The 25,317-nt window shown below is 30.6% G+C and carries 21 protein-coding genes and 5 tRNA genes; 24 read left to right on the top strand and 2 right to left on the bottom strand.

Features of this window, described 5'->3' with window-relative positions; translation table 11 throughout:
• Positions 1–8: 8 nt before the first annotated feature.
• The 20 genes from JEY78_RS12170 (at position 9) to JEY78_RS12075 (ending at position 17,042) form a co-directional block, all read left to right on the top strand.
• On the top strand, positions 9–881 hold the full coding sequence (locus JEY78_RS12170; RefSeq protein WP_291851618.1) for a helix-hairpin-helix domain-containing protein: 873 nt from the start codon (positions 9–11) through the stop codon (positions 879–881).
• A 14-nt stretch (positions 882–895) separates the two neighbouring features.
• A complete protein-coding gene (locus JEY78_RS12165) occupies positions 896–2,065 on the top strand; it encodes an acyl-CoA dehydrogenase family protein (protein WP_291851615.1) in 1,170 nt (389 codons plus the stop codon).
• A gap of 91 nt (positions 2,066–2,156) precedes the next feature.
• Positions 2,157–2,354: a 30S ribosomal protein S21 gene (rpsU, locus tag JEY78_RS12160; protein ID WP_291851613.1), complete on the top strand. Its 198-nt coding sequence runs from the start codon at positions 2,157–2,159 to the stop codon at positions 2,352–2,354.
• Between the two features lie 75 nt (positions 2,355–2,429).
• Positions 2,430–3,317 (top strand): tyrosine-type recombinase/integrase, encoded by an 888-nt coding sequence (locus JEY78_RS12155; RefSeq protein ID WP_291851611.1) that lies wholly within the window; start codon positions 2,430–2,432, stop codon positions 3,315–3,317.
• Between the two features lie 6 nt (positions 3,318–3,323).
• The gene (raiA, locus tag JEY78_RS12150) at positions 3,324–3,623 is read left to right on the top strand and encodes a ribosome-associated translation inhibitor RaiA (RefSeq protein ID WP_291851608.1); all 300 of its coding nucleotides are present in this window, start codon (positions 3,324–3,326) and stop codon (positions 3,621–3,623) included.
• Between the two features lie 94 nt (positions 3,624–3,717).
• Positions 3,718–3,791: transfer RNA gene (locus tag JEY78_RS12145), tRNA-Thr, on the top strand.
• A 19-nt stretch (positions 3,792–3,810) separates the two neighbouring features.
• Positions 3,811–3,891, top strand: a tRNA-Tyr gene (locus JEY78_RS12140).
• Positions 3,892–3,941: 50 nt separating this feature from the next.
• A tRNA-Gly gene (locus tag JEY78_RS12135) sits at positions 3,942–4,014 on the top strand.
• A 10-nt stretch (positions 4,015–4,024) separates the two neighbouring features.
• Positions 4,025–4,096: transfer RNA gene (locus tag JEY78_RS12130), tRNA-Thr, on the top strand.
• Between the two features lie 57 nt (positions 4,097–4,153).
• Positions 4,154–5,341: an elongation factor Tu gene (gene tuf / locus JEY78_RS12125; protein ID WP_291851605.1), complete on the top strand. Its 1,188-nt coding sequence runs from the start codon at positions 4,154–4,156 to the stop codon at positions 5,339–5,341.
• Between the two features lie 68 nt (positions 5,342–5,409).
• Positions 5,410–5,482: transfer RNA gene (locus JEY78_RS12120), tRNA-Trp, on the top strand.
• A 14-nt stretch (positions 5,483–5,496) separates the two neighbouring features.
• Positions 5,497–5,685, top strand: coding sequence for a preprotein translocase subunit SecE (secE, locus tag JEY78_RS12115; protein ID WP_291851602.1), 189 nt, complete (start codon positions 5,497–5,499; stop codon positions 5,683–5,685).
• Positions 5,686–5,700: 15 nt separating this feature from the next.
• Positions 5,701–6,252, top strand: a complete 552-nt coding sequence (gene nusG, locus JEY78_RS12110) for a transcription termination/antitermination protein NusG (RefSeq protein ID WP_291851599.1) — start codon at positions 5,701–5,703, stop codon at positions 6,250–6,252.
• 72 nt (positions 6,253–6,324) lie between these two features.
• Positions 6,325–6,768, top strand: coding sequence for a 50S ribosomal protein L11 (gene rplK / locus JEY78_RS12105; protein WP_291851596.1), 444 nt, complete (start codon positions 6,325–6,327; stop codon positions 6,766–6,768).
• A 15-nt stretch (positions 6,769–6,783) separates the two neighbouring features.
• A complete protein-coding gene (gene rplA / locus JEY78_RS12100; RefSeq protein ID WP_291851593.1) occupies positions 6,784–7,473 on the top strand; it encodes a 50S ribosomal protein L1 in 690 nt (229 codons plus the stop codon).
• A gap of 22 nt (positions 7,474–7,495) precedes the next feature.
• Positions 7,496–8,011, top strand: a complete 516-nt coding sequence (gene rplJ / locus JEY78_RS12095) for a 50S ribosomal protein L10 (protein ID WP_291851590.1) — start codon at positions 7,496–7,498, stop codon at positions 8,009–8,011.
• A gap of 45 nt (positions 8,012–8,056) precedes the next feature.
• Positions 8,057–8,434 (top strand): 50S ribosomal protein L7/L12, encoded by a 378-nt coding sequence (gene rplL, locus JEY78_RS12090; RefSeq protein WP_291851588.1) that lies wholly within the window; start codon positions 8,057–8,059, stop codon positions 8,432–8,434.
• 121 nt (positions 8,435–8,555) lie between these two features.
• Positions 8,556–12,371 carry a DNA-directed RNA polymerase subunit beta gene (gene rpoB, locus JEY78_RS12085; protein WP_291851585.1) on the top strand — a complete coding sequence of 1,272 codons (3,816 nt, stop codon included), beginning with the start codon at positions 8,556–8,558 and terminating at the stop codon, positions 12,369–12,371.
• Between the two features lie 78 nt (positions 12,372–12,449).
• Positions 12,450–16,724 carry a DNA-directed RNA polymerase subunit beta' gene (gene rpoC / locus JEY78_RS12080; RefSeq protein ID WP_291851582.1) on the top strand — a complete coding sequence of 1,425 codons (4,275 nt, stop codon included), beginning with the start codon at positions 12,450–12,452 and terminating at the stop codon, positions 16,722–16,724.
• A 3-nt stretch (positions 16,725–16,727) separates the two neighbouring features.
• On the top strand, positions 16,728–17,042 hold the full coding sequence (locus tag JEY78_RS12075) for a DUF3467 domain-containing protein (protein ID WP_291851580.1): 315 nt from the start codon (positions 16,728–16,730) through the stop codon (positions 17,040–17,042).
• A 33-nt stretch (positions 17,043–17,075) separates the two neighbouring features.
• Here JEY78_RS12075 and JEY78_RS12070 read toward each other — a convergent pair whose 3' ends face one another.
• Entirely contained in the window at positions 17,076–18,575 is a 1,500-nt protein-coding gene (locus tag JEY78_RS12070; protein ID WP_291851577.1) for a PLP-dependent aminotransferase family protein, read from the bottom strand.
• Between the two features lie 67 nt (positions 18,576–18,642).
• Between JEY78_RS12070 and JEY78_RS12065 the strand changes: the two genes are divergently transcribed.
• Together JEY78_RS12065 and JEY78_RS12060 are read left to right on the top strand one after the other, a co-directional pair.
• Complete coding sequence (locus JEY78_RS12065; RefSeq protein ID WP_291851575.1) at positions 18,643–20,445, top strand: TonB-dependent receptor; 1,803 nt, start codon at positions 18,643–18,645, stop codon at positions 20,443–20,445.
• Between the two features lie 71 nt (positions 20,446–20,516).
• A complete protein-coding gene (locus JEY78_RS12060) occupies positions 20,517–20,840 on the top strand; it encodes a DUF962 domain-containing protein (RefSeq protein ID WP_291851572.1) in 324 nt (107 codons plus the stop codon).
• A gap of 323 nt (positions 20,841–21,163) precedes the next feature.
• Here JEY78_RS12060 and hutH read toward each other — a convergent pair whose 3' ends face one another.
• Complete coding sequence (hutH, locus tag JEY78_RS12055) at positions 21,164–22,669, bottom strand: histidine ammonia-lyase (RefSeq protein WP_291851569.1); 1,506 nt, start codon at positions 22,667–22,669, stop codon at positions 21,164–21,166.
• Between the two features lie 135 nt (positions 22,670–22,804).
• Between hutH and JEY78_RS12050 the strand changes: the two genes are divergently transcribed.
• Together JEY78_RS12050 and JEY78_RS12045 are read left to right on the top strand one after the other, a co-directional pair.
• Complete coding sequence (locus tag JEY78_RS12050) at positions 22,805–24,178, top strand: TlpA disulfide reductase family protein (protein ID WP_291851566.1); 1,374 nt, start codon at positions 22,805–22,807, stop codon at positions 24,176–24,178.
• A 10-nt stretch (positions 24,179–24,188) separates the two neighbouring features.
• Positions 24,189–25,199 (top strand): redoxin family protein, encoded by a 1,011-nt coding sequence (locus JEY78_RS12045; protein WP_291851563.1) that lies wholly within the window; start codon positions 24,189–24,191, stop codon positions 25,197–25,199.
• The last annotated feature ends 118 nt before the right edge of the window (positions 25,200–25,317 follow it).

Genomic DNA, 25,317 nt, shown 5'->3' with positions numbered 1-25,317 from the left:
TTTTTATAATGAACATATTTAAATCCCATTTCAGTTACAATAAACGGCAACGAAATGGGATTTTCTTTTTATTATTTTTAATTGTAGCATTTCAAATAGCCTATTTTTTTATTGATTTTTCACCTAAAAATGAATCAAAAGATTATTCAAATGAAATGACTTCGTTTTTAAAAGAAGTTGATTCATTGCAAGAAATTAAAATTGAAAATAGTAAACCTAAAATTTATCCTTTTAACCCAAATTATATAACCGATTATAAAGGGTATCAGTTAGGAATGAGTGTTGCAGAAATAGATAAATTATTAGAATTTAGAAAATCGGGTACGTTTATAAATTCTACAAAACAATTTCAACAAGTAACAGGAGTTAATGATAGTTTGCTCAATATTATTTCCCCATATTTTAAATTTCCTCAATGGGTTACTACTGCTGCTAAAAACGCAAGTAAGAAAATTATTTCAGAAACAAAATCTTCTGCAATAATTAAAGATATTAATACTGCAACACTTGAGGAATTAAAATGTATTAATGGAATAGGAGATAAATTAGGCCAAAGAATTATTAGTTACAGAACAAAATTACAAGGATTTACTTTTGATGATCAGTTATTTGAAGTTTGGTATTTAGAGAAAGAAGTAGCAGATAAAGTATTGGTAAATTTTAAAGTTCTTAAAAAGCCGGTAATCAATAAAATAAATGTAAATAAAGCTACTTTTAAAGAGGTGTTATCTATTCCTTATTTAGATTATGAATTAACAAAAAAGATTTTTCAATATAGAGATGAAGTGGCTGAAATTCAGTCGATTGAAGAATTGAAAAAAATTGATGACTTTCCTTTAGAAAAATTTAATAGAATAGCCCTATATTTGCAAGCTAAATAATAAAGTAAGCCTAAATGAGCAGCATGTATTTTACAGAAGAACACAATGCGTTTCGCCAAAGTTTTAGAGATTTTTTACAGAAAGAAGTTGTCCCTAATGTTGATAAATGGGAGAAGCAAGGTTTTGTAGATAAAGAAATATGGAAGAAGTTTGGAGAAATGGGCTATTTTGGTTTAAACTATCCAGAAGAATATGGAGGTTTAAATTTAGACTTATTTTATACAACTATTTTTTTAGAAGAATTACAAAAAGTTAATTCTGGTGGATTTGCAGCTGCAATGTGGGCACATGTGTATTTAGCAATGACACATCTTGAAAAAGAAGGAAGTCAGTTTATAAAAGAGAAATACTTAACCCCAAGTATTCACGGTGAAAAAGTTGGATGCTTATGTATAACTGAGCCATTTGGAGGTTCTGATGTTGCAGGAATGCGCACCACGGCGGTAAGAAATGGAGATTCATATGTTATAAATGGATCTAAAACATTTATAACTAATGGGGTTTATTCAGATTATTTAGTGGTTTCTGCAAAAACAAATGCTGATTTGGGAAATAAGGGAATGAGCATTTTTGTAGTTGATAGGGAGACAATAGGAATTTCATCAACAAATCTTGAAAAGTTAGGTTGGAAAGCCTCTGATACAGCTGAAATTGCTTTTGATAATGTAATTGTTCCAAGTGAAAATTTATTGGGTGAAGAAGGAAAGGGTTTTCCATATATTATGCAGCACTTTGCATTAGAGCGTATTGTTATGGGAATAAATGCACATGCTAGAGCTGAGTTTGCTTTAGAATATGCCATCCAGTATATGTCAGAAAGAACTGCTTTTGGAAAAACAATAGATAAATTTCAAGCATTACGCCATAAAGTAGCAGATATGTCTAGTGAGGTTGAAATGTGTAAAGAATTTAATTACTCTGTTATATATAGATTAAATAAGGGCGAATATGTTGTAAAAGAAGCAACAATGTCTAAATTAGTAGCTACAAAAATTGCAGATGAAGTAATTTACCAATGTTTACAGTTGCTTGGTGGTTACGGTTATATGGAAGAATATCCAATGGCGCGTTTGTTTAGAGATAGCAGATTAGGTCCAATTGGCGGGGGAACTTCAGAGATTTTGAGAGAGATAATTGCAAAAATTATTATTGATAAAAAAGAATACAAACCAATTACTGAATAAATAATTACTTAATTGTTTGGATTTTGAAATTTAATAGTATATTTGCAATCCAAAATTTAAAATAGAACAACTTGAAAGGAGGTGCCAAAATATGTTAATCATACCAGTAAAAGACGGAGAAAATATCGATAGAGCCTTAAAGCGTTATAAGAGAAAATTTGATCGTACGAAAACTATGAAAAATTTACGTAATCGTAAACAATTCAATAAACCTTCAGTTGTAAAACGCGCTCAAAACATTAAAGCTAATTATGTACAAAAATTGAGAACTGCAGAAGAGCAAGCTTAATTTTTAGTTAATAAAATTAGAACCGTTAGTTAATACAAATTACAATTCGTAAATTTGTGTACTAACGGTTTTTTTATGCCTATAAATTCTTTTTTAAATTATATAGCTTTAGAGAAAAAATATTCTCAACATACAGTTACAGCTTATAAAAATGATTTAAACACCTTTCAAGAATTTTGTTTAACTGAATTTGATTCAAGTAATATTATAAATATTAATTATGCCCAAATTAGAAGTTGGATTATTAGGTTAGTGAATTCAAATATTTCTAATAGAAGTATAAACAGGAAACTTTCTGCATTAAAATCATTCTATAAATTTCTTCAAAAAACAAAACAAATAGAAATTAGCCCTATGGTAAAGCATAAAGCGCTAAAAATTTCAAAAAAAATTCAAATACCATTTTCTGAAAAAGAAATTAAAGAGGTGTTAAATTTAGTTGAAGATAGTTTTGATTTTGAGTTGGTTAGGAATAAATTAATTGTTGAACTTTTTTACTCAACTGGAATGAGAAGAGCAGAATTGGTCAATATTAAATTAACAGATATTGATATGGTTAATGAAACTGTTAAAGTGTTAGGAAAAAGGAATAAAGAAAGGTATATTCCGTTAATAAAATCAGTTCAAATATCTTTAAAAAAATATATTGAAATTAGAACTGAAATTGTAAACAACGAACCATATTTATTTATTACCAAACAAGGAAAAAAATTATATGATACACTTGTTTATAGAATAATAAATAATTATTTTAGTTGTGTGTCGTCAAAAGAAAAAAAGAGCCCGCATATTTTAAGACATTCTTTTGCAACACATTTATTAAATGAAGGAGCGGATTTAAACTCTGTTAAAGAATTGCTTGGGCATTCTAGTTTAGCATCAACTCAAGTTTACACCCATAGTAGTTTGGGTAAGTTAAAGGAAATATATAATCAAGCTCACCCAAGGAGCGATAAAAACTAATTTATTATGAAAGTGTACGTACAATCGGTTAATTTTAATGCAGACAAAAGTTTAATTGAATTTATAGAAAAAAAACTAAATAGTTTAGAAAAATTTTATGATAAAATAGTGGATTCTGAAGTGTATTTAAAAGTACAGCAAACTAGTGAAAAGGAAAATAAAACGGTTGAAATTAAGCTAAATGTACCTGGAAATGATATTGTTGTAAAAAAACAATGCAAGACATTTGAAGAAGGTACTATGTTAGCGATAGATTCTCTTAAAAGATCGTTAGAAAAGGTAAAAGAAAAAGTAAAAGTTAAATAATTAAAAAAATAATTAGAAAAGTTTTGTTTAAATATAAAACTTTAATACATTTGCAGTCCGTTAGAAATAGCGGACTTCTTTTATGGAGTAAAATGCCGATGTAGCTCAGCTGGCTAGAGCAGCTGATTTGTAATCAGCAGGTCGTGGGTTCGAGTCCCTCTATCGGCTCAGGTCTTTGAAAAAGAATGGTGAGATACTCAAGTGGCCAACGAGGGCAGACTGTAAATCTGCTGCGCAAGCTTCGAAGGTTCGAATCCTTCTCTCACCACAATTAATTTATAGAGATATGAATTAATATGGAATTGAAAAAAAAATATTGCGAGAGTAGCTCAGTTGGTAGAGCTTCAGCCTTCCAAGCTGACTGTCGCCGGTTCGAGCCCGGTCTCTCGCTCTTTTTTTTGGCCGGTGTAGCTCAGGGGTAGAGCGTTTCCTTGGTAAGGAAGAGGTCATGGGTTCAATTCCCATCATTGGCTCAAAAGTAGAATTGAAATTAACACTATATATAACTAAGATTTAAAAATTAAATAATCATGGCAAAAGAAACCTTCGATCGTTCAAAACCGCATTTAAACATTGGTACTATTGGACACGTTGACCACGGTAAAACAACCCTAACAGCTGCTATTACTGTTGTATTGGCAGAAAAGGGACTTTCTAAGATAATGAATTTCGATCAAATCGATAATGCACCTGAAGAAAAGGAAAGAGGTATTACAATTAATACTGCACACGTAGAATATCAAACTGCTAATCGTCATTACGCTCACGTTGACTGTCCAGGTCACGCGGATTACGTTAAGAACATGGTAACTGGTGCTGCGCAAATGGATGGAGCAATCATCGTTGTAGCTGCAACAGATGGTCCAATGCCTCAAACAAGAGAGCACATCTTATTGGGTCGTCAGGTAGGTATTCCAAGATTAGTTGTATTCATGAATAAAGTGGATATGGTTGATGATGAAGAATTATTAGAATTAGTTGAGATGGAAATTAGAGATTTATTATCATTCTATGAGTATGATGGTGATAACACTCCTGTGATTTTAGGATCTGCTTTAGGTGGTTTAAATAAAGAACCAAAGTGGATGGAGAAAATTATGGAATTAATGGATGCTGTGGATACTTGGATTGAGTTGCCAAAGCGTGATGTTGATAAGGATTTCTTAATGCCAGTTGAAGATGTATTCTCAATTACTGGTCGTGGTACTGTTGCAACAGGTCGTATTGAAACTGGTGTTGCTAACACTGGAGATGTTGTTGACATCATTGGTATGGGAGCTGAAAAGTTAGCATCTACTATTACTGGTGTTGAAATGTTCCGTAAAATATTAGATAGAGGTGAAGCTGGAGATAACGTAGGTCTTTTATTAAGAGGTATTGCAAAAGAAGATATAAAAAGAGGTATGGTAATCTGTAAAAAAGGTTCTGTAACTCCACACGCTAAATTTAAAGCTGAGGTTTATATCCTTAAAAAAGAAGAAGGTGGACGTCATACTCCATTCCATAATAATTATCGTCCACAATTCTACGTTCGTACAACTGACGTTACAGGAACAATTATGTTGCCAGAAGGTGTTGAGATGGTAATGCCAGGTGATAACTTGACAATTAATGTGGAATTACACCAAAAAATTGCATTAAACGTTGGTTTACGTTTTGCAATCCGTGAAGGTGGTAGAACAGTTGGAGCGGGTCAGGTAACAGAAATGTTAGACTAGTTTTTTACAACTAAAATAAATTATATAACAATATTAGGTGCTTCTTTATAGAGGGGCACCTTGTGTTTACGGGCGTAGCTCAGTTGGTAGAGCACTGGTCTCCAAAACCAGGTGTCGGGAGTTCGAGTCTCTCCGCCCGTGCAAAATTTGAAAAAATGAATTTAGTTAATTATATAAAAGACTCATTTGAAGAGTTACGCAATAAAGTATCATGGATTTCTTGGGAAGAGGCTCAAAAATCTACAGTTGTTGTTGCTGTTTTTACAGTATTATTTGCATTAGCGGTTTTTGCTGTAGATAAATTCTTTCAAACAGGTTTAACTGAATATTTTAAATTATTTTAATTATAGAAGTTTCTTATGACTGATTCTGTGAAAAAATGGTACGTAGTTAGAGCTATAGGTGGACAAGAAAATAAGGTGAAAACCTATATTGAAAATGAAATTGCCCGTTTAGGTATGACAGACTATGTAGACAGAGTAATTGTTCCAACAGAAAAAGTTATTCAAGTACGTAATGGAAAGAAAATTAACAAAGAACGAGTTTATTTTCCTGGTTATGTAATGATAGAAGCAAACTTAAGTGGTGAATTACCACATATAATTAAGTCAATTACTGGGGTAATTGGATTTTTAGGTGAAGTGAAGGGTGGAGATCCTGTACCAATGAGAAAATCTGAAATAAACCGTATGTTAGGTAAAGTTGATGAGTTATCAGTTCAAAATGATAATGTGGCGATACCTTACATTGTTGGAGAAACAGTAAAAGTAATTGATGGACCTTTCAATGGTTTTGATGGAACTATTGAGAAAATAAATGAAGAAAAGCGTAAACTTGAAGTTATGGTGAAAATTTTTGGAAGAAAGACACCGTTAGAATTAAGTTATATGCAAGTAGATAAAATTTCATAATTGTTACATGAATAACAATGATATTGTATAACGCTTCCAAGATTATATAATATCTAATTTTAAGATTAAAAGATGGCAAAAGAAATTAGTAAAGTAGTAAAATTACAAGTTAAAGGAGGCGCTGCTAACCCATCGCCACCAGTTGGACCTGCTTTAGGTGCTGCCGGAGTTAATATTATGGAGTTCTGTAAGCAGTTTAATGCTAGAACTCAGGATAAACAAGGGAAAATTTTACCTGTTGCAATTACTGTATATAAGGATAAATCTTTCGAGTTTGTTGTAAAAACTCCTCCAGCGGCTGTTCAAATTCTAGAAGCAGCTAAAGTAAAAAAAGGTTCATCAGAACCTAATCGTAAAAAAGTAGCCTCAGTTACTTGGGATCAATTGAAAACAATAGCAGAAGACAAAATGGTAGATTTAAATGCATTTACTGTAGAGTCTGCAATGCTAATGATGGCTGGTACAGCACGTTCAATGGGTATTAAAGTAAGTGGAGTTGCTCCAAAAAAACAATAAAACAGTTATTAAAAAATGGCAAAATTAACTAAAAAGCAAAAGGAAGCGCACGCTAAGGTTGATCATAATCAAGCTTATTCTTTAAAGGATGCTTCTGCTTTAGTAAAAGAAATTACTAATGTAAATTTCGATGCATCTATTGATATAGCTGTTAAATTGGGAGTAGATCCTCGTAAGGCGAATCAAATGGTTAGAGGTGTAGTTACATTACCTCATGGTACTGGTAAAGATGTTAAAGTTTTAGCATTGGTAACTCCTGATAAGGAAGCAGAAGCTCAAGAAGCTGGTGCGGATTATGTTGGGTTGGATGAATACCTTCAAAAAATTAAAGAAGGATGGACTGATGTAGATGTTATTATTACAATGCCTAGTGTTATGGGTAAGTTAGGACCATTAGGACGTATTTTAGGTCCTAGAGGATTAATGCCTAACCCTAAAACTGGTACGGTAACAATGGATGTTGCAAAGGCTGTTACAGAAGTAAAAGCTGGTAAAATTGACTTTAGAGTTGATAAAACAGGTATTATTCATGCTGCAATTGGAAAAGCATCATTTGATGCTGATAAGATTGTTGATAATGCCCACGAAATTATCCAAACTTTAGTGAAGATGAAACCAACTGCTTCAAAAGGAACATATATTAAGAGTATTTACCTTTCTAGTACTATGAGTCCTAGTATAGGTATTGATCCTAAAACAGTTTAATTATAGTTAAATCTTAGTAATTATGACGAGAGAAGAAAAATCAAAAGTAATAGAAGTTTTAACAACTCAATTAGGCGAAGAAAATATTGTTTATTTAGCAGATATTTCAGGATTAAATGCTCTAAGCACTTCTAATTTACGTAGAGCTTGTTTTAAAGCTAATATAAAATTAGCAGTTGTTAAAAATACTTTGCTTGCAAAAGCAATGGAGAAATCTGATAAAGATTTTGGTGATTTACCATCAGCGTTGAAGGGAAATACAGCCTTAATGTTTTCAGAGACTGGTAATGCGCCAGCTAAATTAATTAAAGATTTTCGTAAGAAATCTACTATTCCTTTATTGAAAGGAGCTTATATTGAAGAAGCAATTTATATTGGAGATGATCAATTAGAAGCATTAGTAGGTTTAAAATCAAAAGAAGAGGTAATTGGAGATATCATTACCTTATTACAATCGCCAGCTAAAAATGTTATTTCAGCATTACAGTCAGGTGGTAACAAATTGTCTGGTATTATTAAAACATTATCAGAGAAATAAATAAGTGCACTAATAAACTAAATAATAAAATTTAAACAAAGAGAAATGGCAGATTTAAAAGATTTCGCAGAACAACTTGTTAACTTAACAGTTAAAGAAGTAAACGAGTTAGCTAAGATTTTAAAAGACGAATATGGTATTGAACCAGCAGCAGCTGCAGTAGCAGTAGCAGGTCCAGCAGCAGCTGGAGGAGATGATGCAGCTGATGAAAAAACTGAATTTGATGTAATCTTAAAAGCAGCAGGTGCTTCTAAATTAGCAGTTGTAAAATTAGTTAAAGAATTAACTGGTTTAGGATTAAAAGAATCTAAAGAAATTGTTGATAGCGCACCAGCACCAATTAAAGAAGGTGTAACTAAAGACGAAGCTGAAGGTTTAAAAGCTTCATTAGAAGAAGCTGGAGCTGAGGTTGAGATTAAGTAAGCTCTCAATCGCAAAATCAATTTAAGGTTTAGGTCTTAGGTATACCCTTAAGACCTAAACCATTTTGCATATATATTCGTTCTTATATTTTAATAGTTTTTTAACCTAAAGTTTTTGTCCATTGGCAACAAAAAAATTTACCGAAAGAATAAACTTTGCATCAGCTAAATTGGTAACTGAATATCCTGATTTTTTAGATATTCAAGTAAAATCTTTTCAAGATTTTTTCCAATTAAAAACAAAAGCTGACGAACGAAGTACGGAAGGATTGTACAAAACCTTCTTAGATAATTTCCCAATTACAGACACTCGCAATCAATTTGTATTAGAGTTTTTGGATTACTTTGTTGACCCTCCGCGATACTCTATACAAGAATGTATTGAAAGAGGTTTAACGTATTGTGTTCCATTAAAGGCTAGATTAAAGCTTTACTGTACTGATCCTGAACACGAAGATTTTGAAACAATTGTACAAGATGTTTATCTTGGTACAATTCCTTACATGACTCATAGTGGTACCTTTGTAATTAATGGTGCAGAAAGAGTTGTTGTATCTCAATTACATCGTTCGCCTGGAGTATTCTTCGGACAGTCTTTCCATGCAAATGGAACTAAATTATATTCAGCAAGAGTAATTCCATTTAAAGGTTCTTGGATTGAATTTGCTACCGATATCAATCAAGTGATGTATGCGTATATCGATAGAAAGAAAAAATTACCTGTAACAACATTGTTTAGAGCAATTGGTTATGAGAGAGATAAAGATATTTTAGAAATTTTTGATCTTGCAGAAGAGATTAAGGTTTCTAAAAGTGGTCTTAAAAAATATATTGGTAGAAAATTAGCTGCACGTGTTTTAAAAACTTGGTTTGAGGATTTCGTAGATGAGGATACTGGTGAGGTTGTTTCAATTGAAAGAAACGAAATTGTATTAGACCGTGATACTATTTTAGAAAAAGAACAAATTGATGAAATTGTTGATTCAGGCGCAAAAACTATCTTGCTTCATAAGGAAGATAATGAAATGGCTGATTATGCAATTATTCATAATACATTACAAAAAGATCCAACAAACTCTGAAAAAGAGGCTGTTGAACATATATATAGACAATTACGTAACGCGGAACCACCAGATTTTGAAACTGCAAAAGGAATTATTGATAAATTATTCTTTTCAGAGCAACGTTATAATTTAGGTGAAGTTGGTCGTTATAGAATGAATAAAAAGTTAGAACTTTCAATCGATATGGATGAAAAAGTTTTAACAAAAGTAGATATTATTACTATTATCAAGAATTTGATAAAATTAGTAAATTCTAAAGCTGAAGTTGATGATATTGACCATTTATCTAATCGTCGTGTACGTACAGTTGGTGAGCAATTAGCAAGTCAGTTTGGTGTTGGTTTATCTCGTATGGCTCGTACTATTCGTGAGAGAATGAATGTTCGTGACAATGAGGTATTTACTCCAATTGATTTAATTAACGCCAAAACGTTATCATCTGTTATTAACTCATTCTTTGGTACAAACCAGTTATCTCAATTTATGGATCAAACAAATCCGTTAGCTGAGATTACGCACAAAAGAAGGTTGTCAGCATTAGGACCTGGAGGTTTATCTCGTGAAAGAGCAGGATTTGAGGTTCGTGACGTTCACTATACGCATTACGGTCGTTTATGTCCAATTGAAACTCCAGAGGGACCAAACATTGGTTTGATTTCGTCTTTAGCTGTTTTCGCAAAAGTTAACAATTTAGGTTTTATTGAAACTCCTTATAGAGAAGTTGTTGATGGTAATGTAAATATTACTGATGAGCCTAGATATTTAAGCGCTGAAGAAGAAGAAGGAATGAAATTTGCACAATCTAACCTGCCATTAACGGATGAGGGTAGGTTTGTTGCGGAAAAAGTTATTGTTCGTGAAGAAGCAGATTATCCTGTTGTAGACCCTACTTTGGTAAACTTTATGGATGTTGCTCCTAATCAAATAGCTTCAATTTCAGCATCACTTATTCCATTTTTAGAGCATGATGATGCGAACCGTGCATTAATGGGGTCTAACATGATGCGTCAGGCAGTTCCATTATTACAACCAGAATCACCAATTGTTGGTACAGGTTTAGAACGTAGAGTTGCAAAAGACTCTCGTATTTTGATGAATGCTGAAGGAGCTGGAGTTGTTGAGTATGTTGATGCAAATACCATCATTATTAAATATGATAGTACCGAAGAAGATAGAATGGTTAGTTTTGATAGCGATAGCAAAACATACGACTTAATTAAATTTAGAAAAACAAACCAAGGAACTTCAATTAACTTAAAACCAATTGTTAAAAAAGGAGATAGAGTTGAAGAAGGACAAGTACTTTGTGAAGGATATGCAACTCAAAAAGGTGAATTAGCTTTAGGAAGAAACATGAAGGTTGCCTTTATGCCTTGGAAAGGATATAACTTTGAGGATGCAATTGTAATTTCAGAAAAAGTTGTAAAAGAAGATATTTTTACATCTATTCATATTGATGAATATTCATTAGAAGTTAGAGATACTAAATTAGGTGCTGAAGAATTAACCAACGATATTCCAAATGTTTCAGAAGAAGCTACTAAAGATTTAGATGAAAATGGAATGATTCGTATTGGTGCAGAAGTGAAGCCTGGAGATATTTTAATAGGTAAAATTACTCCAAAAGGCGAATCTGATCCAACACCTGAAGAAAAATTATTAAGAGCTATTTTTGGTGATAAAGCAGGTGATGTAAAAGATGCATCATTAAAAGCTTCTCCATCTTTAAGAGGTGTAGTAATTGATAAAAAATTATTTGAAAGAGCTGTAAAAGATAAATCTAAAAGAGCTCAAGATAAAATTAGTTTAGCTAATTTAGAAAGCAAATATACTGCTAAATTAGAAGATTTAAGAACTGTTTTAATTGATAAACTTTTCACGCTTATTAGTGGGAAAACTTCTCAAGGGGTTATAAATGATTTAGGTGAAGAAATTCTTCAAAAAGGAAAAAAATTCACTTTAAAAATGTTAAATGCTGTACCAGATTTCAGCTATTTAACAAAGGGTGTTTGGACAACTGATGATCATATTAATGTTCTTGTAGCTGAGTTAATTCACAACTATAAAATTAAAGTAAATGACTTGCAAGGTTCTTTGCGTCGTGAGAAATTTACGGTTTCTGTAGGAGATGAATTACCAGCAGGTATTTTAAAATTAGCTAAAATTTACATTGCTAAAAAACGTAAATTAAAAGTTGGTGATAAAATGGCGGGTCGTCATGGTAACAAAGGTATTGTTGCAAGAATTGTTAGAGCTGAAGATATGCCTTTCTTAGAAGACGGAACACCTGTTGATATTGTATTAAATCCGCTTGGGGTACCATCACGTATGAACATTGGTCAGATTTATGAAACAGTACTTGGATGGGCTGGTCAGAATTTAGGTAGAAAATATGCAACACCAATTTTTGATGGAGCAACTATCGATCAGATTAATGCATTAACTGATGAAGCTGGAATTCCAAGATTTGGTCATACTTATTTATATGATGGAGGAACTGGACAGCGTTTTGATCAACCTGCAACTGTGGGTGTTATTTATATGATTAAACTAGGTCATATGATTGATGATAAAATGCATGCTCGTTCTATTGGACCATATTCTTTAATTACACAACAACCATTAGGTGGTAAAGCACAATTTGGAGGTCAACGTTTTGGGGAAATGGAAGTTTGGGCACTTGAAGCATATGGCGCATCAAGTACATTGAGAGAAATCTTAACAGTGAAATCGGATGATGTTCTTGGTAGAGCAAAAACATACGAAGCAATTGTTAAAGGAGATTCAATGCCTGAGCCAGGTTTACCAGAATCATTTAACGTATTAATGCATGAACTAAAAGGTTTAGGTTTAGACGTTAGATTAGAAGAATAATAACTAAAAATAGTAAGGAGGATTTCACCTCCTTACTATTCAATATATTTTTACATTTTTAAATTATCCATCATTATTATGGCAATTAAAAGCGATAAATACACTGTAAAAAAATTTAATAAAATTTCAATTGGTTTGGCATCTCCAGAAGCAATTCTTGAGAAATCTAACGGTGAAGTTTTAAAACCAGAGACTATAAATTACCGAACACATAAACCTGAAAGAGATGGATTATTTTGTGAGCGTATTTTTGGTCCTATCAAAGATTATGAATGTGCCTGTGGTAAATACAAAAGAATCCGTTATAAAGGAATTGTTTGTGATCGATGTGGTGTTGAAGTTACAGAAAAGAAAGTACGTAGAGATAGAGTAGGGCATATTAATTTAGTAGTTCCTGTTGCTCATATTTGGTACTTTAAATCATTACCTAACAAAATGGGATACCTTTTAGGTTTGCCATCTAAAAAGTTAGATATGATTATTTACTATGAAAGATACGTAGTAATTCAACCAGCAGGTGCAAAAAATGCAGCTGGTGAACCATTACAAAAAATGGACTTTTTAACAGAAGAAGAATATTTAGATATTCTAGATAGTTTCCCTATTGAAAATCAATATTTAGACGATAACGATCCAGATAAATTCATTGCTAAAATGGGTGCGTCTTGTTTAATCGATTTATTTAATAGAATTGATTTAGACGAGTTATCTTATGAATTACGTCATAAAGCAAATACAGAAACATCTAAGCAACGTAAAACTGAAGCTTTAAAAAGATTAAATGTTGTTGAAGCTTTTAGAGATGCAAGTAAAAATAGAGAAAATCGTCCTGAATGGATGATTATGAAAGTGATACCTGTGACTCCACCAGAATTAAGACCGTTAGTGCCTTTAGATGGTGGTAGATTTGCAACTTCAGATTTAAATGATTTATACCGAAGAGTAATTATAAGAAACAATCGTTTAAAAAGATTGGTTGAAATAAAAGCTCCAGAAGTAATTTTACGTAATGAAAAACGTATGTTGCAAGAATCAGTAGATTCATTATTTGATAACACTCGTAAATCTTCAGCAGTAAAAACTGAATCAAACCGTCCATTAAAATCATTATCAGATTCATTAAAAGGTAAACAAGGACGTTTCCGTCAAAACCTTTTAGGAAAACGTGTAGATTATTCTGCTCGTTCTGTAATTGTTGTTGGACCAGAATTAAAATTATACGAATGTGGATTGCCAAAAGATATGGCAGCTGAATTATACAAACCTTTTGTTATTAGAAAATTAATTGAAAGAGGGATTGTGAAAACAGTAAAATCTGCAAAGAAAATTATAGATAAAAGAGAACCAGTTGTATGGGATATATTAGAGAATGTATTAAAAGGACATCCTGTAATGTTAAACCGTGCTCCTACATTACACAGATTGGGTATTCAAGCTTTCCAACCAAAATTAATTGAAGGAAAAGCAATCCAACTACACCCATTAGTTTGTACAGCGTTTAACGCGGATTTTGATGGGGATCAAATGGCGGTTCATTTACCATTAGGACCTGAGGCTATTTTAGAGTGTCAGTTATTAATGTTAGCTTCTCACAATATTTTAAACCCTGCAAATGGTGCTCCTATTACTGTGCCATCTCAGGATATGGTACTTGGTTTATATTATATGACCAAAGAAAGAAGATCAACTCCTGAAGTTCCTGTTAAAGGAGAAGGATTGACTTTTTATTCTCCAGAAGAAGTTACAATTGCTTTTAATGAAAAAGCTGTTGACTTGAATGCTGTTATTAAAGTTAGAACTAAAGATTTTAATGAAGAAAGAAAATTAGTTTCTAAAATTATTGAAACAACTGTAGGTAGAGTTTTATTTAATGAAGTTGTTCCTGAAAAAGCTGGGTACGTTAACGAAGTATTAAATAAAAAGTCATTAAGAGATATTATTGGTGAAATTTTAAAATTAACCGATGTTCCAACTACAGGAAAATTCTTAGATGAAATGAAAGATATGGGATACAAATTTGCATTCCAAGGAGGTCTTTCATTTAGTTTGGGTGATATTATTATACCACCAGAAAAGCATAAGATGATTGCTGATGCAAATGAGCAAGTTGATAATATTATAGCAAACTATAATATGGGTATGTTAACTAATAAAGAGCGTTACAATCAGGTAATTGATATTTGGGGATCAACAAACAACCGTTTAACTGAACTGTCAATGAAACGTTTGCGTGAAGATCAACAAGGATTTAACTCAGTATTTATGATGCTAGATTCTGGTGCAAGGGGATCAAAAGAACAAATTCGTCAGTTAACAGGTATGCGTGGATTAATGGCGAAACCTAAAAAATCTACATCAAGTGGTGGAGAAATTATTGAAAACCCAATTTTATCGAACTTTAAGGAAGGTTTATCAATTTTAGAGTACTTCATTTCTACTCACGGTGCACGTAAAGGTTTAGCGGATACGGCTTTAAAAACTGCCGATGCAGGATATTTAACACGTCGTTTAGTTGATGTGTCTCAAGATGTTATTATCAATGAATTTGATTGTGGTACATTAAGAGGTTTAAATGTTGAAGCACTTAAAAAGAATGACGAAATTGTTGAATCATTAAGTGAAAGAATTGAAGGTCGTGTAACTTTATATGATGTAATTGATCCAATTACTGAAGAAGTTTTAATTAAGGCTGGAGAAGAAATATCTGGTGATATTGCAAAATTAATAGAGAAATCTGCAGTAGAGGCAGTTGAAGTTAGATCCGCATTAACTTGTGAATCTAAAAAAGGAATTTGTTCTAAATGTTATGGACACAGTCTATCAACTAAAAAAATGGTTCAAATTGGAGAAGCAGTGGGGGTTGTTGCGGCACAATCTATTGGTGAACCTGGTACGCAGTTAACATTAAGGACTTTCCACGTTGGAGGGGTAGCTGGTAACATTTCTGAAGAAAATAATTTAAAAACTAGATTCTCAGGTATTGCTAACATTGACGATTTAAAAACTGTTCAAGGTAAAGATAATGATGGAAATCAAATTAATATTGTTATTTCAAGAACTTCAGAAATTAAAGTTGTTGATGAAAAAACAGGCTTAACTTTAAGTACTAACAATATACCTTATGGATCTATAATTTATTTTGCAGATGGAGATAAAGTTAAAAGAGGTGATGTAATATGTAAATGGGATCCATTTAACGGTGTTATTGTATCTGAATTTGGCGGAAAAATAGAGTTTGAAAGTATTGAAAGAGGGATTAACTATCTGGTAGAAATTGATGAGCAAACTGGTTTCCAAGAAAAAGTTATAATTGAATCTAAAAACAAAAAAACAATTCCAACATTATTATTGAAAGATAAAAATAATGAAGTTATTAGATCTTATAATTTACCAGTTGGAGCACATTTAATTGTTGAAGATGGAGAAAAAATTGAAGCAGGTAAAATTGTTGTAAAAATTCCTCGTAAATCTGGTAAAGCAGGTGATATTACAGGAGGTTTACCTAGAGTAACAGAATTATTTGAAGCTCGTAATCCTTCTAATCCAGCAGTAGTTTCTGAAATTGATGGTGTTGTTTCTTTTGGGAAAATTAAACGTGGAAATAGAGAAATAATTGTTGAATCTAAATTAGGAGAAGTTACTAAGTATTTAATTAAACTTTCTAATCAAATCTTAGTTCAAGAAAACGATTTTATTAAAGCGGGTATGCCACTTTCAGAAGGAGCTGTTACACCAAATGATATATTAAATATTGAAGGACCTGGAAAAGTTCAAGAATATTTAGTAAACGAAATTCAAGAGGTATATAGGCTGCAAGGGGTGAAAATTAATGATAAGCATTTTGAGGTTGTAGTTCGTCAAATGATGCGTAAAGTTAGAATTATAGATTCTGGAGATACATTATTCTTAGAAAATCAATTAGTTCATAAAAATGACTTTATTGAAGAAAATGATGAAATTTACGGAATGAAAGTTGTTGAAGCTGCTGGAGATTCAAAAGTTCTTAAAGAAGGTCAAATTGTAACTCCACGTCAGTTAAGAGATGAAAATTCTGTTTTAAGAAGAGAAGATAAAGAATTAGTTGTTGCCAGAGATGCAAATCCAGCTACAGCTGAACAAATTCTTCAAGGAATTACAAGAGCTTCTTTACAAACAAAATCGTTTATTTCTGCGGCATCGTTCCAAGAAACAACTAAAGTATTAAATGAAGCTGCTGTAAGTGGTAAAGTTGATGATTTAGAAGGATTGAAAGAGAATGTTATTGTTGGAAAACGAATTCCAGCAGGTACAGGTATGAGAGCTTATGATAATATTATTGTAGGATCTAAAGAAGAAATGGATTCAAAGTTATAATTTATGAGTAGCCAGAAACCAAAAAATGATGGGCAATTAAATATTGAGCTTGATGACAAAACAGCTGAAGGAACGTATTCCAATTTAGCTATTATTAATCATTCGGTTTCAGAATTTATAGTTGATTTTATAAGTGTAATGCCTGGGCAACCAAAAGCTAAGGTAAAGTCAAGAATAATTTTAACGCCTCAACACGCAAAACGCTTAGCGAAAGCTTTGGCAGAAAATGTTCATAAGTTTGAACAAAGTAATGGTGAAATTAAAGATTACGAACAGTATCCGATTCCAATGAATTTTGGACCCACCGGAGAAGCATAAAAATTAAAAGCCGAACAAAATGTTCGGCTTTTTTTATTTAAAAATCACCGTATTATAAGCTCGTTTTAATTTTTTAATAACAAGTTCTATTTCTTCTTCATTTAAATGTCCAAAACCAAAACGAATGGCACAAATATTTTTATCCTGATATAGAATTGTTTTTGGTAAATGTAAATCGTTTTTTTCGGCTTCTTTTGCTAGTTTTAGGATCGATATTTTAGGATGAAATTGTAACCAAATGGCTAATCCTCCTGAAGGAATTTCCCATTGCGCAGTTTCTAAAAAATATTTTGTTAAAAGGTTACATAAAAAATCTCTTCTTCTTTTATATATGACAATATTCTTTTTCATAAGGCGGTATATTTCGCCTTCATTAATTAATTCTGAGAGTAGTTGTTCTTGAATTAAATCACCTTGTTTGTCAAGTAATTCTAAATAATTTTTAGCTTCTGAAATCAGATTTTCTGGAGCTACTACAAATCCTGTTTGAAAACTTGGAAATAAAGACTGCCCAATTTTTCCTAAATAAATTACCATACCGTTTGCATCTGCACTTGCCATAGGTAACATTGCTGAACCTTCATACTGAAAATCGTAATCGAAATCATCTTCAATAATTGCAAATCCATACTCTTTAGAAAGTTTCAGTAGCTCTAAACGACGTTCTGTACTTAATTTTACCGTTGTAGGATAATCTCTATGGGCGCTTATATACACACATCTAATACTATGTTTAATAAAATGCTTTTTTATATACTCAATATCTAACCCATCAGCATCAATAGGAACGGTTTTTATACGTGCACCTGTTTGTTGAAAAATCATATTAGATGCATAATTACTTAATTGCCCTACTAATACAATGTCATTTGGTTTTATTATGAGTTGAGATACTATATATAAACTCATTTCTGAACTACGCGTATTAATGAGGTTAGTAGGATTAATATGAAAACCTCTTGTTGCATTTAAGTAATTACATAGCTGTGTTTGAAATTTAGAGTTGAAAAAATCGGCTGTTCTGTTCCATTTATTCACCAATGTCTTTCGTTTCATGGCAGCACTATACCACCGTGTAAATTGGTGTACAGGATGTAAGCGTAAATCTGGTTTACCATCGTTAATAGTATACTTTGCACTTGTAAATTCATCAGTTGATATTAAATTAAATGACTTTTGAAAAGGAAACCCTGTTGTTTTAGCATAGGTATATGCTTCATTTATTTTTTGAGAAGTTGCTTTTATTTTTACTGTTGAATGCTTTGGTTCTAATACAAATGTCCCTTTATTTGGTATAATTTCAACCCAACCTTGTGAAGCTAGCTCTTCATAAATTGCAACTGCAGTATTTCTATGGACTTTTAATAATTGACTTAATACACGGGTTCCTGGTAGAATTGTTCCTTTGGTTAAATAGCTGCGTTGTATAGCATTTACAATTTGTCCGGAGACTTGTAAATATATAGGTTGTGATTTAGATTTATCTAAACTAATTAATTGTTTAAAAACAGTATTTACCGGACTATCTTTCATTTTGGAACTGGCCTATATTAGTAGTCCGGAAAATTACTACTTTTGCAGCGTTTTTAAATTAATATTTATGAAAATTTCAATTAAAGTAATGATATTTTTTGTTTTCACCACAATATCATTAAATGCTCAAAATGACACCATTAGATTAAAGGAAGTAATTGTTTCTGGAAATAGAATATCTCTTCCAATTTCAGAAGATTCTAAAACAATTTCCTTTATAAGTAGTGATATGATAAAAAGTTCACCAGCTACTAATTTATCGGATTTGTTGCAGTCAGTTGCAGGAATTGATATTAGAAGAAGAGGAACTGATGGTATGCAGTCGGACTTATATATAAGAGGTGGTAATTTTGATCAAACATTAGTTTTAATTGATGGTGTGAAAATGGATGATTCTCAAACAGGCCATCATACAATGAATGCTATTTTATCATTAGATAATATTGAAAGTGTTGAGATTGTTAAGGGGCCAGCTGCACGTATTTATGGGCAGAATGCATTTGCTGGTGCAATTAATATTGTCACTAAAAAAATTACGGATGATTCTTTAAATTTAAAACTTGGGTACGGTTCTTTTAGTAATAAAAAAGCTTCTATTGGAATTCAAGAAAAGTTTTCTGATGATGCTTCAATTTTAGCACATATAGAAAAACAAGAGTCTGATGGTTATAGAGTGAATTCAGATTTTAAAAACACTTCTGCTTTTATAAAATCTCAAATAAAAAATTATACTTTAATAGCATCTTTTAATGATAGAAAATTCGGTGCTGAAAATTTTTATACTTCAAATCCCAATTTTAAAGAATATGAAGAAACTCAGAACAGTTTAATAGCTATAACTTCATCTCATTCCACAGGTAATTTTTTGATTAAACCAAGAGTTTATTGGAAAAGAAATCAAGATATGTTTTTATTAAAACGAGAAGATCCTTCTTTTTATAGAAATTTACATATTTCAAATAAATTTGGCGTTGAAACAAATATAGTGTACAATTCTAAATTGGGAAAAACTGGTTTTGGTATTGATGTCGCAAAAGTTTATTTAAGCAGCAATAATTTAGGTGATAGAGATCGTTTAATGTTTAATTCTTTTTTAGAGCAACGATTTGATAATTTAGAAAAGTTTGATGTTACATTAGGTGTTGCAATTAGTTCTTTTTCAGATTTTAAAACACAATTTTTACCTGGTTTAGATTTAGGTTATGATATTAATGATAATTTGAAAATATTTGGAAATGTTGGTTATACCTACAGAGTTCCAACGTACACAGATTTATATTATTCTGATCCGGGAAATGAAGGAAACTCTGAATTACAGCCAGAATCTGCAATTTCAGAAGAAATTGGAATTAAGTACTTAACAGATTCATTTAACTTTACATTGTCTTTATTTAATAGAAATTCTAGTAATTTAATTGATTGGACGAGAAATTCTACTACTGAAAAATGGAAAGCTCAAAATTTTAGTGCTGTAGAAACTAAGGGTTTTGAAACATCGGTCAATTACACATTTAAACTAGCTAATTTTAATCAACGATTTGATTTAAGTTATAATTTTATTGATGATAAAATACAAGATCAGAATGTAGCTTTTGCTCGTTACTCTTTAAATAGTTTAAAACACCAATTCACCACTAGTTTAAATACTCAGTTTTTTAAATATGTAAATCAAACTATTTCTTATAGATATGTTGAAAGAACAAGAGGTAATAGTTATAATTTAGTTGATGCAAAGGTTAGTGCACAAATGAATAAGATAAATTTTTCATTAAATGCAAATAATATATTTAATACAAATTATATTGAAGTAGGTTTAGTGCCAATGCCAAAAGGCAATGTAATGTTTGGTGTTGCCTATAAAGTTTATTAATTTTAGTAGTATAGGAGTGTAAATCATTTCCTAAAATTAATTATTTGAAAATTGTTATTTAAATTAAAGTTATGGAACAAAAAATTAATTCATTTTATGAGTTTTATCCGTTTTATTTAAAGCAACATAGCAATAAAATTTGTAGACTATTACATGTAATTGGTACTACAATTGTTTTTGCATTGGCTATAACTGCAATTTATCATGGCAATCACAGATTATGGATATTTGTTCCTATTGCTGGTTATGGATTTGCATGGGTTGGCCATTTCTTTTTTGAAAAAAATAAACCGGCTACATTTCAATATCCATTATGGAGCTTAAGGGATGATTTTAAAATGTATTTTGATATTTTATCTGGTAGAATAAGTTTAAATGCTAAAAATGAACAATAATATTAAATGTGTAATTTGATATATGTATAAATGTAAAAATATCAACAAATAGTTTTTTAAATGTTAAAAAAATGTAAATAATATAAATTATGCATTGTGGTAAATTAAAAAAATTATAAATTTGTACAGTTATTGAAACAGAAAAAGAATAGTGATTTTAATTTTTGAAGCCTTGCAAATTTTTTAAATATTAAAAAGTCTATTAAGTCTTTTAATTGTGAATTAAATATACGAAATACTCATATTAAGTATAATAAAGAAATAACATTATAAATTATTTGAATTAATAAAAAGCGATAAGTTTTCCTATCGCTTTTTTATTGCTATAATTCGGTAAATTCAATACTTAAATTTTGTAAAAAGGCTATAGTTTTATTAATTTCTAGATTTAAAACAGTATCATTTTCAATAAAGGGAACTTCATTTCTATAAATTTTTAAAAATGATTCTAAAAAATTAGAAGTTTTTGAAGGAAGTCTAAAATGTAATGCTTGTGAAGCATTTAATAATTCTATGGCTAAAATTGTTTCAATATTATTTACAATTTGATACGCTTTTGTTGCTCCATTAGCTCCCATACTAACGTGATCTTCTTGTCCATTACTTGATACTATGGAATCTACGGAAGAAGGTGTAGCTAATTGTTTATTTTGACTAACAATGCTTGCTGCGGTATATTGAGGAATCATAAAACCACTATTTAAACCAGGGTTTTTAACTAAAAAAGGTGGTAAACCACGTAGTCCAGAAACTAATTGAAAGGTTCTTCTTTCAGAAATACTTCCTAATTCAGCCATTGCAATTCCTAAAAAATCAAATGCGAAAGCCAATGGTTGTCCATGAAAATTTCCGCCAGAAATAATTTCGTCTTCTTCAATAAAAATATTTGGGTTATCAGTAACAGAGTTTATTTCTGTTAAAAACACTTTTTGACAATATTCAATGGCATCTTTACTGGCTCCATGAACTTGTGGCATACATCTAAAAGAATATGGATCTTGCACGTGCTCTTTATGTTGTTGTATTAGTTCACTGTCTAGTAAAAATTGGTTTATTCTTTGTGCGGTTTTTATTTGTCCTTTATGTGGTCTAACTTTATGAATTAATGGGTTAAATGGTGAATTTCTACCATCAAAAGCTTCTAAAGATAATGTGCCAATTAAATCTGCATAATAAGAGAGTTTTAATGCTTTTAAAATTAAATGCACTCCGTAAGCACTCATAAATTGCGTTCCATTTAAAAGAGCCAAACCTTCTTTAGATTTTAATTCTATTTTATTCCAATTTAATTCTTTCAATAATTCTTCACCAGTAATTCGTTCATTTTTATAATAAACTTCTCCTTTTCCAATTAATGGTAATGATAAATGAGCCAAGGGCGCTAAATCTCCCGACGCGCCCAAAGAGCCTTGTGTATAAACAATTGGTAAAATATCATTATTATAAAAGTCAATGAGCCTTTCTACAGTAATGAGTTGAACACCTGAATGGCCATAGCTTAAAGATTGAATTTTTAAAAAGAGCATTAATTTTACAATTTCTTTAGGTACTTCGCTACCTGTACCACACGCGTGGCTCATGACTAAGTTTTCTTGTAAAAGTTGTAAGTTGTTGTTATCTATTTTAACGTTGCATAAAGAACCAAAACCTGTGTTAATACCATAAATTGGCGACTTATCACGTTTAATTTTTTCATCTAAATAGGATCGACAATTATTAATGTTTTTAATTACTTCTTCTGAAAGTTTTAATTTTTTATTTGAAACAATTATTTCATTTAAAATATTAAAATCTACTATTTCAGAAGTTATAAAATGGATTGAATTCATAATATATATTTGGTTGTTCAAAATTGATTAATACTAATAACATATGCAAATAATTTGTTAAAGTATTAGCAATTATTATTTGTATTCTTTTATGTTTTATCTTTGGCCATTAATTTAAAATTTAGAATAAAAAATATGAAAAAAATATGGTTGCTTTTAGCGCTTGTTATAGTTGTTTCTTGCGAAAATGATTCAACTCTTAATTTTGTTATTTTATCAGGAAAAGTAACAAATAGTAGATCTAAGGAAATTACAATAAAAGGCATAGATAACGCTGTAAATGAAAGTATTAAGCTTTTAGAGGATGGTAGTTTTATAGATACGCTTTATGTAAGTAATGGTGTGTACATGCTTAATTATGGTAGAAATAGAGCACAGTTGTATTTTGAAGGAGGAAATAATTTAACTGTAAATTTTGATGCAAAAGATTTTGAAAATACGTTAACTTTTTTAGGTGATGGAAGTGGAGAAAGTGCTTATGTGTTTGCAAAAGGGAAAAAGATAAAAGAGGCAAAAATAGATGATATGAAAGTTTATGAGATGCCAGAAAAAGAATTTAAAGATTTTCTAAAAGAAGTTAATAAATCATTAGAAACAATTTTAAATAGTACAGATGGAGTTTCAAGAAGTTTTAAAACTAAAGAAGAAAGAAATTTAAATTATGCTTATATTAATAAACTTGAAAATTATAAAGTATATCACTCTTTTTTAACTAAAAATCCTGAGTATAAAGTTTCTGAAGATTTTTTAAAGGAAGTAAAAGATGTAAAGTATGATAATGAAGAAGATTTTTTATTCTCTTCTGAATATAGAAACCTTTTATTAGGATATTATAGAAAACAATCTTTTGAAAATTTAAAAGATAAAGCAACCTCCGTAGAATTGTCTTTTATTAATACTGTAAGTACAATTTCAAATGAAACTATTAAAAATGGTTTGTTGTTTAATTATGCAAATACAATGTTTAATAGAGCAAAAGAGAAAGATAGTTTTTATAAGGCATTTTTAGCAGCTTCAACTAATGAAGAAAACAATAAAATAATAACTGAATTATATAATAAATATGAAATTATTTCTGAAGGAAAACCTTCTCCAATATTTTCAGATTATGAGAAAATGGATGGAAGTAAAGTTTCTTTAGGTGATTTAAAAGGTAAGTTTGTTTATATTTATGTTTGGTCATCATCATTTAGTCCAAGTACAGAGCAAATCAAATCTTTTAATGAACTTCAAAACAAATATAGTTCTAAAAACATTGAATTTGTAGCTTTAAGCATCGATAGAATTTCAAATAAAGATGGTTGGAAAGAAGCTATAATTAAGGAAGGTTTTAAAGGACTTCATATAATTGCAGATAAAGGAAAAGATTCTGATTTTATAAAAAACTATGCAATTTTATTTCCTCCTCGTTTTATTTTTATTGATATGGACGGAAACATTATTGATGCAGACGCACCAAGACCGTCTGATATAAAACTAGAAAAATTATTTAATAAACAAAATATATAAAAGTTTAACAATGAAGAAATTAATAGTACTATTTGGATTGTTTTTAATTGTTTCTTGTAAAAAAGAAGTAACTGACTATGTAAAATTGGAAGGGAAATTAAATGCAGAAGGCATTGAAAAATTAACAGTTCAGGGTAAAAATTTCATAAAAGAAATTAGTGTGAATGCAGATGGAACTTTTTCAGACACATTAAAGGTTACCGATGGAGTTCATGCAATTTCAAACGGATCGGACAGAATTACATTATATTTAAAAAATGGGTACGATTTAAAACTTGATTTTAAAGGAAAAGCTTTAATGGATGGAATTAAATTTTCTGGTGTAGGATCAGAAACTAATAACTTTATGGAAAATAAGCGTAATTTTTTCATGAGTGATTATGCAAATCCTAAAACATATTTTACGCTAGAAAAAGAAGCATTTGATGCAAGAATGGCTGAGGCAAAATCAAAATTAACTGGGTTTAAAAGTGAAGTTAAAGATTTAGATTCATTAATTAATGCTATGGATCTTAGGAATGATGAAATGTTTTTTGGGTATATAGAATCTAATTATGAAAAAATGCATGAGGATATAATGCGTTTTGCAAAAGGCAAAGTATCTCCAACCTTTGAAAATTATGAAAATTTTAATGGAGGTAAAACTTCATTATCTGATTTAAAAGGGAAATATGTTTATATTGATGTTTGGGCTACTTGGTGTGCGCCTTGTAAAGCTGAAATTCCATTTTTAAAAACTTTGGAAAAGGAATATCATGGGAAAAATATTCAATTTGTAAGTATTTCAGTTGATATGCCCGATTTTCACGAAGCTTGGAAAGAAATGGTGAAAAAGGAAGAGTTAGGAGGAATTCAATTGTATGCAGATAAGAATTTTGAATCTAAATTTATTGTAGATTATGGGATTAATGCAATTCCTCGTTTTATTTTACTAGATCCAAATGGAAATATTGTTGACTCTGATGCTGAGCGACCTTCAAGTCCAAAATTAAAAGAATTATTTACTGAGTTAGGTATATAATAAAAAAGCGCTGAGAAATCAGCGCTTTTTTTATGTTTAATCTGTCCCGTCCTAAAATAAGTTGACACAAAATCAACTTATTATGTATTATTCAGAGAAACCGCTTAAGAAGCGTACC

Origin of the sequence: Lutibacter sp., from assembly GCF_016342705.1 — a bacterium.
Lineage (GTDB): Bacteria > Bacteroidota > Bacteroidia > Flavobacteriales > Flavobacteriaceae > Lutibacter.
This window is presented reverse-complemented; position numbering and strand designations above follow the sequence as displayed.